Genomic DNA, 16,881 nt, shown 5'->3' with positions numbered 1-16,881 from the left:
GTTTCTACTAAACAGGACAAAACAGGACAGATTTTAAATAGTATCTCTATAAGTTTAAAACTTAAATTACAACCAAAATGAAAAGACGTAACTTCCTTCAGCTTTCTGCAATAGCAGGATTAGGATTATCAATGCCAATGTCAGGTATTTTAAATGCTTGCACCACACACCCAGAACATTCCTTAGAATTTAAAAACTTAATATCTGGTTTGTTAAAAGATTGGAGCGATGGTATGTTAAAAGTGCAAATTAACAAACCAGAAGATTTAGATGTGCATGGTGCTTTAGGTTGCCCATCTTGTTCGCATATTCACGGACGTTGTATGGATGCAGTTTATCCATTTTTGTATATGGCAGATAAAACTGGCGATGAAAAATACGTAGAAGGTGCTAAGTTGGTTATGACGTGGGCAGAAAATAATGTCTCTCAAGAAAGTGGAGCATGGACTGTTATAAAAAATCCAAAATCTTGGAAAGGAATTAGTGTTTTTGGAGCTATTGCCTTAGCTGAAGCTTTGCATTATCATGGACATGTTTTAGATGAAGAAACACGAAATGCTTGGACAAAACGTTTAGAAAAAGCTGGCGACTATATTTATAAAGAATTTACAATAGATTTTACCAATATAAATTACCCAGGAACAGCAGTTTATGGTTTAAATTTAATTGGGAATGTTGTAAATAGAGAGGATTTTAAAGCAAAGAGTAAAAAATTAGCTTCTCAAGTAAAAGTTTATTTTACAGAAAATGAAGGATTATTGTTTGGTGAATGTAAGAAAAGCTCAAGTAAATTAAGTGAAAAAGGTTTGCATGGAGTAGATTTAGGTTACAATGTAGAGGAAACTTTAAATAGCTTGGTAATGTATGCTATTAAAGAAAATGATGAAGAATTGTTACAAATCTTAACCAAATCTTTAAATAGTCATTTAGAATTTATGCTGCCAGATGGTGCTTGGGATAACAGTTGGGGAAACAGAATGTACAAATGGAGTTATTGGGGAAGTAGAACTTGTGATGGTAGTCAACCTGCATTTGGAATGATGGCAAACATCAATCCAGCATTTGGAACAGCAGCAGTAATAAATACAGAATTATTACAACGTTGTACAGCAGATGGATTAATTCACGGAGGTCCTGGTTTTATTGAGGCTGGTATTCCACCTTGTGTACACCACACATTTACGCACGCAAAACCATTAGCAGCATTGTTAGATCATTGGGATCATTTACCAGAAATTAATACAAATACAAATTTACCAAGAACCACTGCAGATGGAGTAAAACACTTTAAAGATTTAGATGTATATCTTTTTGCAAGAGGAGATTGGCGAGGAACTGTAAGTGCCTACGATGCAGAATACCATTATAAATACGATTATCGTCAGGCTTCAGGTGGTGCTTTAGGCGTTTTATATCATAATAAAGTTGGTTTATTGTGTGCAGCAAGTATGGCAGAATATGCTATGGTAGAAAAAAATAATCAACAAGTACAACCCAACAAAGATATTTGTTTAACACCTAGAGTAGAGGTTTTTAGAGATGATGTTTGGTACACAAATTTATACGATTTACCAGCAACAGTTGCATCTAAAGATGAAAACGGAATTATTGAATTAATTGCAGATACAAAATTAAAAAATGTAAATAGAGAAGTGGTTACAGAAACTGCTGCTGCATTTGATATTGCGTATAAATGTACTGCTAATGCAACAGAAATTAAAGTAACTACAAAACAAGATATTACAGCACAAACAGCTTTTGTTTTGCCAATTGTTTCTCCTTCTAGTGAAGTGGTAACTAATATTAGCGAAAACGAAATCACCATTCAAAAACCAGAAGGTTTGGTAACTATTAAAGCAAGTGCACCTATTAAAACCAAAGAAATTTCAGGAAAAAGAACTTTTAATATGGTGCCAGGTGTGGAGGCTTTACCATTAGAAGTGTTTTTTGAGGAAGATAGTAAAACGTTAGAATTATCTATAACTGTAAGTTAAAAATTGATCAAAACAGGGAATTATTTAAATTGATTCCCTGTTTATATATGAAAGCATCTGTAAAATATATATATTATTGCTTCACAATAATACACACAAACTCTTACTATAATTTTATAGATCAATAATTCAGCACAAACCATAACCTAAAACTCGATGAAAAAAAATAAAATTTATCTAATTCTAATGATATGTTTTATTGGTGTTTTCATCTCGTTTATGAATTCTAATTTTTTCAAATCAAACTTAGTAATAAGTAAGGTTGATGCTGACAATTTTATAAAATCGAAACCTATCGATTGGAGTCAAGCCAAATGGATTGGTTACACAAAAGACAATCGCATAGAAAAGTGGTCTACAAGAGATTTTGTGAGAAATCAGCCTCCAATGGATATCAATACGTGGCAACCAACTGAAAAGGAATTGAAAGCTGTTCAACGTAGAGCACATCCATCAGTATTATTAAGAAAATCATTTTCCATAAACAAAGAAATTGTAGCTGCAGAAGTTGCTATTTGTGGTTTGGGCTTGTATGAATTATACCTAAATGGAAGTAAAGTTGGAGATAGAGTGCTAGATCCTGCGCAAACTTCTTATGACAAACGTGCTTTTTTTGTACGTCATAATGTTACCAAATTTCTCAAAGAAAAAAACAGCCTTGGAATTATGTTAGGCAATGGTTTTTACGGACAAAATATTGCTTTTTGGCCAGGTTTGAATTATGGTAAACCAAGAGCTATTCTAGTTTTAAATATTAGCTTTAAAGATGGAACATCAACACAAATTGTAACCGATAAAAGCTGGAAAGCCAATAATAGTCCCATTCTTTTTGATAATATTTTTCACGGTGAAACCTATGATGCCAGAAAAGAAATTAAAAATTGGTCCAGTGCTAATTATAAAGATACTTCTTGGAATACTGTTGAATTAATGAAAGCACCAACCAATAATTTGATGGAGCAACAATTAGAACCAATGAAAAAGGTTAGAGAAATTACTCCAATTGCCATTCTTCCTGCAGAAAAAGGTTGGATTATTGATATGGGACAAAATATGACAGGTTGGTTGCAAATAAATGTTGAAGAAAAAGCAGGAACAGAAGTAAAAATGCGTTTTTCAGAACACTTAATGCCAGATAAAAAAAACATTGATCCAGCATCCACAGGAATTCACGTTACAGGAAATACGCAAACAGACATATATATATGCAAAGGTGATGGTTTAGAAACTTGGGAGCCTCGTTTTACATATCACGGTTTTCAATATATACAAATAGAAGGTTTAGAAAAGAAACCGACAATAGATCAATTTACAGGTTGGTTGGTAAGAACCGATGTTGAACGCACAGGAACTTTTAAATGTTCAAATGAGCAGATAAACAAATTTTACGACGTTTCTATGTTAACCATAGAAGATAACTTGCAAGGTTTGTTAAGTGATTGTCCTCATAGAGAACGTTGTGCGTGGATGGGCGATGCTTATGTAGTTGCTGAGGCTGCAAGCTACAACTTTAACTTAGCGCGTTTATGGCAAAAAACGGCAGACGATATGCAAACGGTTTTGGGCGTTTCTAAAGCTCATTTTAAAGACCCTTTTCCTTATGATAAAAGAGCTCCAGCGAATGTTTCTGTTGGAAAACGTTTGAATTTACAAGCAAGACCAGATTGGGGTGCAGCTACAATAATGATTCCTTACTTTTCCTATGTTTATTATGGAGATTCTGCCATTGTAAAAAAGTCTTGGGAAATGATGGAAGGTTGGATGGCATACTTAGACGAAAAGGTGCAAGAAAAAGGAATTATAAATGGTGGTTATGGAGATTGGTGTCCTCCAGGAGGAAATCCGCAAATGGATACACCACCAGCATTAACAACAACAGCATTATATTATCAATCTTTAGTGGCAATGCAAAAAATGGCAATTTTGTTGAATAAAAATGATGTTGCTGCAAAATATAAAGAAAAATCAAATATTGTTAAAAAGGCTTTTAATGATCAATTTTTTGACGAAAAAAACAACTCTTATAGTTCTCAAACAGGAAATGCTTTTGCCCTATATACTAATTTAGTTCCAGAACATAAAAAACAATTGGTTGCTGATGATTTAGCCAAACTCATAATGACAGATAAAAAAGGCCATTTTACAACAGGTATTTTTGGACATCGCCCTTTATATTCAGTATTAAATGATTTTGGACACAGTGAAGTTACCAAACATTTATGGGAAATTACAGATTATCCTAGTTTGGGTTTTGTAACCCAAGAACACAACTTGAGCACGTGGCCAGAATTGATTGCTAATTGGGACAAATCAAAACGTTATTATAGAAATTCGTTTAATCATCCTATGAATAGTGGATTTGCTGCTAGTTTTCACGAAAGTTTAGGAGGAATCAGACCTGATGAAAATCATCCTGGATTTCAAAAGTTTTATTTAAAACCTACTTTTTTAGAAGGTTTAGAATGGTGTGAAGTGTCTTATAAATCACCAAAAGGGAAAATAGAAAGTAATTGGAAAAGAAATGGAGAGATGATTGTTTGGTCGATTACAATTCCAGAAAATTCATCAGCTTTGGTGGAACTACCAATGTATACATCAAAACAAATCAAATTAAATAACAAAAAAGTTAAACACAATAGCTTTGAGTTAACCTCGGGTAAATATCTGATAAAGATTCAATAAAATGAGTAAAACATTAATTAAGAGTGATTTAATAAATTTAATGGGAGGAAAATATCTAATTCAATTTTTTCTTTTATGTATTGTATTCGCATCATTAGGTGCTTGTGAAAATTCAACATCTATTTTACCAAAAGATTTACGATGCGAATATCGAGAAAATCCATTAGGAATTGACAATACAAGTCCACGTTTAAGTTGGAAAATTATTGAAGAAAACCAAACGCGAGGACAAAAACAAACTGGATATCAAATTTTAGTAGCAAGTAGTTTAGAGCATTTAGAAAATGACAAAGGCGATGTTTGGGATTCTGGGAAAATCAACTCAAACCAATCTGTACATAATATTTATCAAGGAAAACCTTTGGCATCTGCACAACAGTATTTTTGGAAAGTAAAAGTTTGGGATAAAGATAATAATGCTTCAAACTGGAGTAAAACTGCAAAATTTTCAATGGGATTATTAAAACAATCGGATTGGAAAGGCGATTGGATTTTAAAATCCGATCAGAAAAAAACAGACCATAATTGGTATCGAAAGAATTTCGAATTAAAAGAAAATCCATCTTCAGCATTTGTTTTTGTAGGTTCTTTTGGTTATCACGAACTGTACGTAAATGGAGAGAAAATCACAGATAATGTAATGAATCCTGTGTCTTCTTATATGAAAAAAAGAATTCCGTATTTAACTTATAATATTGCTGATAAACTAAAAAAAGGAGACAACGTAATCGCCATTTGGCACGCAGCAGGTTGGGCGCGTTGGAAACGTATTAGAGAATATAGAAATGTTCCTTTTGTGTTTAAAGCACAAGCTGAAATTGTATCAGGTGGAGAAAAAATTACTTTAAAATCAGACACTTCTTGGAAGACTAAAAAAAGTCATTCAGAATATTATGGAGATTGGGATATCCTGCGTTTTGGAGGAGAAACGATTGATGATAGCAAAAGAGAAGACAACTGGAATGCTGCAGATTATGATGATAGCAATTGGATGAATGCAAGTATCTACAATCACGAAGATTTAAATGTTAAAATACCAGAAGGCAACAATATGTATTTTGCTTTAAATAGTAGAAAAAATAGAGAAGTACGTGCATTGTACAGCCCTATTAAAGCAAAATTAAGTGCTCAAATGGTAGAGCCTCAAGTAAAATTTAAAGAACTAAAAGCGATTGGGGTTGATAAAAATAAAGATGGTTCTTATAGAATTGATTTGGGAGAAAACTACACTGGTTTTTTCGAAATGGATTTGTATAAAGGGCAAGAAGGCGATTCTATTTTGTTTGAGATAACCGATCAATTAGGACAAACTTCCAGTTGGAATCAAAAAAGTAAATATATTTTTGGGAAATCAGGAAAAGGAACATTTAAAAACCGATTTAATGTTGCTGGTGGAAGATGGGTTACTGTGTATGGGTTAAATTATCAACCAAAATTAGAAGATGCAAAAGGTTTTGTAGTCACAAATAATCGAAAGCAAATAAGTAGTTTTAGTTCTTCAAATGAACAACTCAATCAAATATATCAAGTCAATTTAAACACGTATTTAGCCAACACAATGGATGGTATGTTGGTAGATTGCCCTCACAGAGAAAGACGTGGTTGGGGAGAAGTTACAGTGGCTGCAATGTATGGAGATGCTTTGCCAAATTTTGAAAGTGGTGCCTATATGGATCAATATTTACAATACACCAGAGATGCACAATTTCCTGATGGAAGAACCAGAGCTGTAATTAATGAAGAAGATCGACCGTTTTTAATGTGGAAAGCCAATAATCCTTTAACAGTTTGGGAAACCTACAGAATGTTAGGCGATAAAAAAGTACTAGAAGATAACTATAAATCGATGCAAAAATGGATGAAATGGTTGTATGACAATTCTAATTATGAAACTGAAGGAGCTATAAAAGCAGGAACACAAGGGTTAAGAGAATTTCCAGGATTAGGAGATTGGTGCACACCAAGAGGTAATTTTTGGACGAGCAGTAATTCGCCTGAAGCTATACATTTTAACAACTGTTTGTATGCATTTATGTTAGACAATGCAATGCAAATTTCTGAGACTTTAGGTAAAAATGAAGATGCAAAAATTTATAAAGAACGTTTAAAAGTACAAAGAGAAGCAACTCACAAATTGTCCTATAATCCTGAAACAGGTAAATATATCAATGGCTATCAAGTAGATCAAGCGTTTGCATTAATATCTGGAGTAACACCAGCATCAGAAAAAGAAAAAGTAACAGCAAATTTAGTAGATAATGTTTTGTATAAATTTCCTTATTACGATACAGGAAGTTCAGGACAAGCTTTATACACAAGATATTTTACAGAATCTGGTGAACGTATGGATTTAATTTACGAATTGTTAAGAGACAAACATCACCCAAGTTATGGCTACTTTTTAGAACAAGGAAAAACGGTTTGGCCAGAACGTTGGTCTGCTATTGGAAACAGCCAAATACATACTTGTTATACAGGAATAGGAGGTTATTTCATCAAAGGTTTTGGCGGAATTCGCCCAAATCCAGAAAGTTTAGGAATGCAGAATATGATTATTAAACCAGCACTTGTTGGCGATTTATCTTTTGCAAATACAGCATACCAATCTATGTATGGAAATGTTGTTGTTAATTGGAAAAAAGAAGACAAAGGTGCAACATTTCATATTGAAATTCCTGTAAATACAACAGCAAAACTGTATTTGCTAGCAAATCATAAAAATGCAATTCAAGAAAATGATGTTTTGGCTGAAAAATCAGAAGGAATCGCTTTTATAGGAACAGAAAAAAATAAAGCTGTTGGTAACTATATTATTTTTGATGTCACATCTGGTGTTTATAATTTTAAGGTTTATGAACTGCCAATAACACAATTTCCAGAACCTTTAAATGAAATTAGAAATCTAGCAAAATTAGGTAGAATGAATGCGTCTTCAATGTTTATTCAATCAGAAAAACTACCCGTTTTTGAAGTTTTTAGAGTAAATGATGGTGATGATGAAACTCGTTGGTTGGCAACCGAAACTAAAAATCAATATGTAGAAGTAGAGTGGGTAAAACCACAAAAATTCAATCAAATTATTGTTGATGAATTTGAGAATAACATCACTTCTTATAAATTGCAATATTGGGAAAATGGTGCTTGGAAAGATATTGTAAAAGGGAACACTTGTGGAGGAAATAAAAATCATCAATTTGAAACTATTGAATCTACAAAATGTAGGTTATTTATTTTGGATGCAAAGAAAGCACCTTCAATAAAGGAATTAAAAATCTTTAAAAATGAAAAATAAGTATTATCAAAATACTGTAATTATAGTTGTTGTATGTATCTCATTTCTTTTTTTAGGGTGTGATAACTCTAAAAAATACGATGCTATAAAGTCTGGTTTTGTAAACCTAAAAGAAGAAAATAATTTATGGTGTTACTGGTATTGGATTAATGATGATATCTCAAAAGATGGTATTACCAAAGATTTAGAAGCTATGAAAAAAGCAGGTATTGGTGGTGCTTTAATTGGCAATATTAATCCAGCTCGTAAAGATGGAAAAGTACCAATGTTGAGTGAAGAATGGTGGTCTCATATGGTGCACGCTGTTGTGGAAGGAAAACGTATTGGTGTAGATATTGGTATTTTTAATTGCCCAGGTTGGAGCCAAAGTGGAGGTCCTTGGATAGATTCTGAAAAAGCGATGCGTTATTTAACTTATAGTGAAACGAAAGTATCAGGAGGACAATTAGTAAATGTGAAACTAAAACAACCAAATAGTAAGTTTCAAGACACGCATACGTTAGCGTTTAAATCATCTGAAGATGAACAAAAAAGCACACAATTCATCCCCACAAAAGTAACAACTAATTGGAAAGATATTGATGTAAACGCTTTAATTGATGGCGATATTAATTCGGAAACCAATTTTAAAATTCAATCGAAGCAAGCTTTAGAAATTACATTCAATATGGAAGAGGCAATTACTGCGCGTTCCATTTCAATTTCTCCAAGTAAAGAATTTAAATGTAAAATAGAAATTTCAGCAATTGTTGATGGAAAAGAACAAATAATCAAAGAGTTCACTTTTGATCGTTCTAAAATGACACCCAATGTTGGGCCTATTTTAAAAGGTGCGTTTGCCACAACATTACCCCAAGTAAAAGCGAAAGAATTTAAGTTGAAATTCACCAATTTTATCTCGCGTAAAAAAAGCTATGGTTTTTCAGAAATTACCATTTCTGAAGCACCTGTTTTAGAGTTATATATAGAAAAACAATTGGGTAAAATGCATCCAACTCCAAAACCTAATTGGAATACGTATGTGTTTAGCCAGCAAGATGAACTTCAATCTAAAAACTTAGGTTTAAATCCTGATAAAGTTATTGATATCAGCAATAAAATTGATGAAAATGGAAATCTAAATTGGAACGCTCCAAAAGGAAATTGGACGATTCTTAGAATGGGAATGTCACCAACAGGAACAAAAAATGCACCTGCTGCACCTCAAGGTGTAGGTTATGAAGTTGATAAAATGAATGGCGAACTCGTACAATATCACTTTGATAATTTTGTTGGCGAATTGTTAAAACACATTCCAGAAGAGAGTAAATCGGCTTTTAAATATGTAATTGCTGATAGTTATGAAATGGGTTCTCAAAATTGGACAGACAATTATGAAGTCAAGTTTCAAGAAAAATACGGTTACAATCCTGTAAAATATTTACCAGTTTTATCTGGTAGAATTGTGGGAAGTGTGGAAGAATCAGAACGATTTCTTTGGGATTTAAGACGTGCCATTGCAGATGATGTTGCTTATGAATATGTAGGTGCTTTAAAAAAAGCAAGTAATAAACATAATTTAAAAACTTGGCTAGAAAATTATGGGCATTGGGGTTTTCCTGGTGAATTTATGATGTATGGAGGTCAATCAGACTTAATTTCAGGAGAATTCTGGAACGAAGGTACTTTAGGGAATATCGAATGCAAAGCTTCATCATCCACATCTCATACGTATGGAAAACCAATAACTTCTGCAGAAGCGTTTACATCTGCAAGAAAAACCTATTTAAGGCATCCAGCAATGTTGAAAAAACGAGGCGATTGGGCGCTTACAGAAGGGATCAATCATTTTGTTTTGCACTTGTATATTCAACAACCAGATGATAATAGAAAACCAGGGATGAATGCTTGGTTTGGAACGGAATTCAATCGTCATAACACTTGGTTTCATCAAGCAGATACGTATTTTGATTATTTACGTCGTTCTCAATTCTTATTGCAACAAGGCAAATATGTAGCAGATGTGTGCTATTTTATTGGAGAAGACACGCCAATAATGACGGGCGGTCGTGTTCCTGAAATTCCAAAAGGCTATTCGTATGACTATATCAATGCCGAAGTAATTCTAAACAGATTGTCTGTAAAAGATGGATGTTTTGTGTTACCAGATGGTATGTCTTATAAAGTTATGGTTTTACCACCTTTTAAAACCATGCGTCCAGAATTATTACAAAAGATTGAAGCATTGGTGAAACAAGGTGGAATTATTTTAGGGCAAAAACCAGAAAAATCGCCAAGTTTAGAGAACTATCCACAAAGCGATGAGATCGTAAAAACTATTGCTAATAAGATGTGGAATGGAAAGTATGCACAAGGAAAAATGACTAAAAATTATGGTGAAGGCTTGGTGTTGGATGGTTATAATTTGTCAGAAGTATTTTCAAAACTGAAATTAGCTAAAGATGTTGCCATTGCTGATGATAAACCGTTGTTGTGGGCACATAGAAATACACCAGAAATGGATATTTATTTCATCACAAACCAAAGTAATAAACAAATAGAATTGGAGCCAGTTTTTAGAGTAGCTAGAGATTTAAAACCACAATTATGGAATGCAGTTAATGGCGAAATTAGAGCCTTACCAGATTTTGAAATTACGAAAACAGGAATAAAAGTACCTTTAAAAATGGAAGCTGCTCAGAGTTGGTTTGTGGTGTTTGAGAAAGAAAACAAAACCTTAACAAAACCATTAAATACGGAAAACTTTCCTGTTTTTGAAAAAGTAATTGAATTGAAAGCGCCATTTACAGTAGATTTTAAGAACAAAGAAATAGGTCCAAAAGACCTAGTTGTTTTTAATACGCTAAAAGATTGGGCTACTTCAGAAAATGAAAAAATAAAATATTATTCTGGGACAGCAACTTATAGTACAACATTTACGGTAGATCAACTTCCCGAAAATCAAGAGTTTTACATAAATTTGGGTAAACTCTCTGTAATGGCGAAAGTAAAAGTAAACGGACAAGATGTTGGTGGTGTTTGGATTGCACCTTATCGTTTAAATATTTCAGAAGCACTTAAAAAGGGTGAAAATCAACTAGAAATAGAAGTTGTAAACCTTTGGAGAAATCAATTGATAAAAGACAAACAAAGAGCAGAAGAGGAGAAATATACTTGGTTAGTCATTGATGATATCAAACCAAAATCAAAATTGCAGCCTTCCGGATTGTTAGGACCAGTGGTTATTGAATCCGTAGAATATTAATAAATACGTTTTTTAAATAAAATAAACATGTACATATTTACTCGTAATAAACTAGCAACCGTTGTATTGGTAATACTATTTTTAGTTTCCTGCTCTTCAATTAATAACAATAACAATACTAAGAACGTACCCCAGGATTTGACTGTAAGTGAGCAATTTAAAAATCCTATAGGGTTTTACGATGCGACCCCTTCTTTCTCGTGGAAACTGCCACAAAATAAAAACATCAAACAGCAAGTAGGGTATTCCATAGTTGTGGCTTCTAGCCCTAAACTATTGCCCGATAATGCTGATTTATGGGAAAGCGGAAAAGTGGAAAGTGATCAAACTTTATTTGTAAAATACAAAGGAAAAAAACTGTCCTCGCGACAAAAAGTGTACTGGCAGCTAAAGTTTTGGGATCAAGATAAAAAGGCTTCTGATTGGAGTGAGGTAGCCAACTTTGAGTTAGGACTGCTTAATAATTCCGATTGGCAGGCCAAATGGATTAGCTTGGCAAAAGTGGACAAAGCAAAGTCGCCTAAAACGAATAAAACCTCTTATAAAGTTCAGTATTTGAGAAAGGATTTTACGATTGATTCTAAAATTGAATCTGCTAGATTGTACATTACAGCGAAGGGACTTTTTGAAGCTGAGATAAACGGTAAAAAGGTTGGTGATGATGTCATGACTCCAGGATGGACGCCCTATAATAAGCGCATTGAAACTTTAACATACGATGTAGCAAATCATTTACAAGATGGAACTAACGTTATTGGAATTGCATTGGCAGAGGGTTGGTATGCAGGTCGATTAATGCTTAGAGGGTATCCAAAGCTTTCTCCTAAAGTAATGTGTCAACTTGAAGTGAAATATACCAATGGAGATGTTCAGACTTTTATTACAGATGAAAATTGGACAGCTACTCAAAATGGTCCAATTGTTTATGCTGGAATTTATGATGGTGAACAATATGATGCGCGAAAAGAACTAAAAGGGTGGTCATCTAAATCTTTCGATGATACAAGCTGGCAAAAGGTTATTGCTGAAGATAAAGACGCAGCGATAAGATTGACACCAAAGCGACATAACACTGTTAAATCTGTTGAGGAATTAGCACCAATTAATATTACCGAGATTGATAAAAGTGTAGTAATTTTTGATATGGGGCAAAATATGGTGGGTGTACCTCGCATTAAGGTACCAATGCAGAAAGATGGAACCTTAAAAATACGTTTTGCTGAAATGCTTCAACAAGATGGGCGTATGTATACTAAAAATTACAGAGGAGCCGTTTCAACAGATTATTATACGGCCAAAGAAGATGGACAAATTACCTATCAGCCAACATTTACGTTTCATGGTTTTAGATATGTAGAGTTGAGTGGTTTTGATCCAAGTGCTTCTCCAGATAAATCATGGGTGACAGGTATTGTTCAGCATTCTGATTATGATTTGAATGTTGAGTTTAGCTCTTCACACGAAAAACTAAATCAGCTGCAAAGTAATATTATTTGGGGGCTAAGAGGTAATACACTCGATATACCAACAGATTGTCCTCAACGAGATGAAAGAGCAGGCTGGACAGGCGATGCTCAGGTAATTGCACCCACCTCATTCTTTTTAGGAGATGTTCATTCCTTTTGGGCGAGTTGGTTAGAAAGTGTACGTGATGATCAAGATGAAGATGGAGCAGTTCCTGTAATGGTACCTTCTTTAGGAGGTAGACTTAGGGCTGGTGCTGGTTGGAGTGACGTGATTACAATTGTTCCTTGGGATACCTACCAACGTACAGGGGATGCAGGTGTTTTGGAGGAAAACTATGCAAGTATGAAAAAATGGGTAGGATTTTATCAGTCAAATGCCAAAGACCATATTGTTAAAATGTTTACTCATGGCGATTGGTTGCAACCCTATTCAACACACAAAAGAGATGAGCGATTTGGTATCACTTCCAACAAGCTAATTATCACAGCCCACTATGCACATTCTGTTAATCTAACTGCTCAAGCCGCAAGAGTGCTAGGATTTGAGTCTGAAGCCAAAGAATATGAGTTTTTATTCCATGCTATTCGCGATGTATTTCAAAATAGTTTTTTCGATACTCAAGGACGCATTATTGAAGGTCCTGAAACTCAAACCGCTTATTTATTAGCCTTAGCGTTCGATTTGTTGGATGATGAATTAGCGCAAAAAGCAGTACCTCATTTATTGGAACAAATAAAACTAACCGATAACCATTTGCGTACCGGTTTTTTAGGTACACCTTTATTGCCTTTAGTACTTGACAAAATTGGTGAGATCGACTTGATGTATGAAATCTTGTTTAAAGAAACTTATCCATCGTGGTTTTATTCTATCAATCAAGGGGCAACTACCATGTGGGAACGTTGGAACAGTTATACTCATAAAGATGGTTTTAATAAAGGAGGTATGAATTCTTTTAACCACTATGCATACGGTGCAATTGGTCGTTGGATGTACGAACGCATTGCGGGTATTAAACCTGTTAAAGTAGGTTACAAAGAAATTGAAATTGCTCCTATACCGGGTGGTCCCTTAACATCTGCAGCTGCCACTTACAATTCACCTTATGGTAACGTAAGTTCAAGTTGGAAATTAGTAGATAAACAATTTTATTTAGATATAATAGTACCTCCAAACACTACAGCTCAAGTTTTAGTACCAGGAAATATTCAAGAGAATATTCAAGTAAATGGAGGTGAATTTGAGGGTGGTTCTGATGTAAAACTATTGAGTAAAACGAAAAAAGCTTTTGTTTTTAAGGTAAACTCTGGAACATATTCATTTAAAACGAATTATTAAAAAGATGTTTATTGTAAGAGAAGTTAAATGAAAATTGAAGACCTTAACTTTTGGAGAAACTAATCGTTTTTCAAAGTCTGTTAAATTAATAAACGAAACTGAATTAAAGAATACATAATAAGATAAGTATGAATAAACTAAATGTAAAAATTAAGTTATTGGTAAAATTGACTCTTTTTGGATTGATTATATGCGGTATATCATCTTGTAAAACCAAGCCAAAACAAGAAGAAGCAACTGTGGAATCTAAACCAAATTTACTTTTCATTTTTGCAGACCAGTATCGTCAAGCTTCGTTGGGATTTCTAAACGAAGATCCAGTTTATACACCAAATTTAGATCAATTGGCAAAAGAAGGAGTGTTTTTTTCTGAGGCAGTCGCAAACAATCCATTATGCAGTCCTTATCGAGCGATGTTAATGACTGGGCGTTATTCCTTATCAACAGGTGTTGTAGAAAATTGCAATTCTCAAAGAACAGCTTTAGGAAACTACTTGAAGAAAGATGAAACCTGTTTTTCGGATGTTTTAGTTGATAATGGTTACAGTGCAGGTTATGTTGGAAAATGGCATTTAGATGGCCCAGAACCTACAGCGCCAAATGTAAAACGTGTTTGGGATACTTGGTGTCCACCAGATAGAAGACACGGATTTTCTTTCTGGTATGCTTACGGAACTCACAATAGACATAATGTACCTTATTATTGGACAACCAATGCCAAAGAAGACGAAAAAACATACATCAAAAAATGGTCGGCAGAACATGAAGCCGATGTTATTATTGATTACCTAAAAAACAATGAAAATCAGCGAAAAGCTAACGAGCCTTTTGCCTTGTTTTGGTCTATTAACCCACCACACACCCCGTTTAAACAAGTGCCAGAACGTTACAGAAAACGTTATAAAGGCATGACGCATAAAGACGTTTTAAATAGACCCAATGTAAAATTTAATGACAATTATGATTTAAAAAGGGGAGATCATGGTGTAGAAAAGCGCTTAGACCAAGCCACCGATTATTTTGCTTCTGTAAATGGTGTTGATGATCAAATAGGACGTGTTATTGCAAAGTTAAAAGAAGCGGGTTTGTATGAGAACACCATTATTGTATTTTCTGCAGATCATGGCGAAATGCTAGGTAGCCAAGGTTTAATGCATAAAAACGTATGGTTTAAAGAAGCGTATAAAATTCCTTTAATCCTCCATTATCCAAAAAAAGTAAAACCAAAAACGGATGATATTTTATTGAGTGTACCCGATTATATGCCAACTATATTAGGTTTAATGGGATTTGAATATAAAATACCAAAGGTAGTAGATGGTAAAAATTATGCCGGTTTATTTATTGATAAACCTGTAAATCGCCCAGGAAAACAGTTGTATTTTGGAGGGAAAAGTTTTGCTTCAAATGGAGATGCTCGTGGTTTTAGAACAAAAGAATATACCTATGCTGTGGTAAAACACGAAAGTGGGGAAAAGTTCCATTATCTCTATAATGATGTTAAAGATCCTTATCAGATGAAAAACATTTGGGGAGAAGATTCAGGTTTAGACAAAAAAATGAAAACGGAATTGGCAGAATTGTTAACTTCTATGAATGATCCTTGGTAAAACAATTAGTTATGAAAACAAATAGACGCGATTTTATAAAAAGTATGTCAGCATTGGGTATTGCAGGTGCAACATATCCATTATTATCTGCTTGCGGAAGTAAAAACGGAACAGAATATTTAAACGAAAAGATTACAAAAATCGAATTGTTTCGATATGATATCAATATACCACGTTATTTTTCTTGGGGTACTTGGCATAATCGTCAGCATTTATTTATAAAAATTTCTGCGGGAGATTTTTATGGTTGGACAGAAACGCCAGCATCTAAAAACAATCCGGATTTTAAACCTACAGATTGGGTAAACTACTTAAAACAATTTAAAGGTTTAACATTAGGTGAGTCTCAAAAATTATTAGCATCAGAACAAGTATTAGGTTCAAAACGATCTCTTAAAATGTTGGAGTTTTTAGATATGGGACTTTTGGATTTATCAGGAAGACTTCAAAATAAATCAGCGGTTGAGCTATTGGGTTTAACTGGTCAAAATCCTGTTCCAGGTTTATATTGCATTTTAGATAAAGACGAGAAAAAAGTTAGAGAAGAAGCAGAAAAAAGCATCGAACAGAACCTTGGGCATCATCTAAAATTTAAAATGTATGGTGATGAGAAAATTGATATGAAGTTACTAAAAACCATAAGAGACGTTCTAGGTAATGACGCTGTTGTAATTTCTGATGTGAATAAAGGCTATAAAAAATGGCAATCCTTAGACGAATTAAAATCTATATTGAATCGATTTAAAGACAATGGATTGGATGCGATTGAAGATCCAGCCAATTTAAAAACGAATCAATGGTTTGAATTACAAAAGATGGTGGGTGATTTATCTTTAATTCCAGATGCGCCTATGCGTCCTGCTTGGAAAGGAATCAAAACGATGAAACCAGGTATGGGGCATATTTATAATTTACATCCATCAACAATGGGAAGTTTTACCCATACAGCCCAACTAGCCAAAAAGGTAAAAGAAATTGGTGCAAAAGTGATGATTGGCGACGACAGTTTGGTTGGTCCTGCTTGTTCTGCGTGGCAACAAATAGCCATTGGTGTTGATGCCACTTGGGTAGAAGCCATAGAGAAAAAGGAAGATTCTAAACTGTATTTAGAATGTTTGCAGAGCACTGCAACTAAAAAGGAGAATAATGGGTATTATTCTTTTAAATCAAAACCAGGTTTTGGTGTGGAATTGGATACAAATCACTTGAAAAAAGTAAGTGAATTATATATTGAAATTTAGAAAAAACAATAGA

At 33.8% G+C, this 16,881-nt stretch carries 7 protein-coding genes; all 7 read left to right on the top strand.

The window, feature by feature from the left end:
• Window positions 1-77 precede the first annotated feature (77 nt).
• The 7 genes from Q0731_RS02765 (at window position 78) to Q0731_RS02735 (ending at window position 16,868) form a co-directional block, all read left to right on the top strand.
• A complete protein-coding gene (locus Q0731_RS02765) occupies window positions 78-1,994 on the top strand; it encodes a hypothetical protein (RefSeq protein WP_299059539.1) in 1,917 nt (638 codons plus the stop codon).
• Between the two features lie 156 nt (window positions 1,995-2,150).
• On the top strand, window positions 2,151-4,676 hold the full coding sequence (locus Q0731_RS02760) for an alpha-L-rhamnosidase (protein WP_299059536.1): 2,526 nt from the start codon (window positions 2,151-2,153) through the stop codon (window positions 4,674-4,676).
• Window position 4,677: 1 nt separating this feature from the next.
• Window positions 4,678-7,968, top strand: coding sequence for a family 78 glycoside hydrolase catalytic domain (locus Q0731_RS02755; RefSeq protein ID WP_299059533.1), 3,291 nt, complete (start codon window positions 4,678-4,680; stop codon window positions 7,966-7,968).
• Window positions 7,958-11,212: a glycosyl hydrolase gene (locus Q0731_RS02750; protein ID WP_299059530.1), complete on the top strand. Its 3,255-nt coding sequence runs from the start codon at window positions 7,958-7,960 to the stop codon at window positions 11,210-11,212. The genes Q0731_RS02755 and Q0731_RS02750 overlap by 11 nt, the downstream gene beginning before the upstream one ends.
• Before the next feature lie 27 nt (window positions 11,213-11,239).
• Entirely contained in the window at window positions 11,240-14,017 is a 2,778-nt protein-coding gene (locus Q0731_RS02745) for a glycoside hydrolase family 78 protein (protein WP_299059527.1), read from the top strand.
• Window positions 14,018-14,145: 128 nt separating this feature from the next.
• On the top strand, window positions 14,146-15,627 hold the full coding sequence (locus Q0731_RS02740; RefSeq protein ID WP_299059524.1) for a sulfatase: 1,482 nt from the start codon (window positions 14,146-14,148) through the stop codon (window positions 15,625-15,627).
• 11 nt (window positions 15,628-15,638) lie between these two features.
• Entirely contained in the window at window positions 15,639-16,868 is a 1,230-nt protein-coding gene (locus Q0731_RS02735) for a mandelate racemase/muconate lactonizing enzyme family protein (protein ID WP_299059521.1), read from the top strand.
• Window positions 16,869-16,881 lie beyond the last annotated feature (13 nt).

The organism is uncultured Polaribacter sp. (assembly GCF_947497695.1).
Lineage (GTDB): Bacteria > Bacteroidota > Bacteroidia > Flavobacteriales > Flavobacteriaceae > Polaribacter.
Note: the sequence above shows the minus strand (reverse complement) of the source record. Positions and strands in the feature narration are given on the sequence as shown.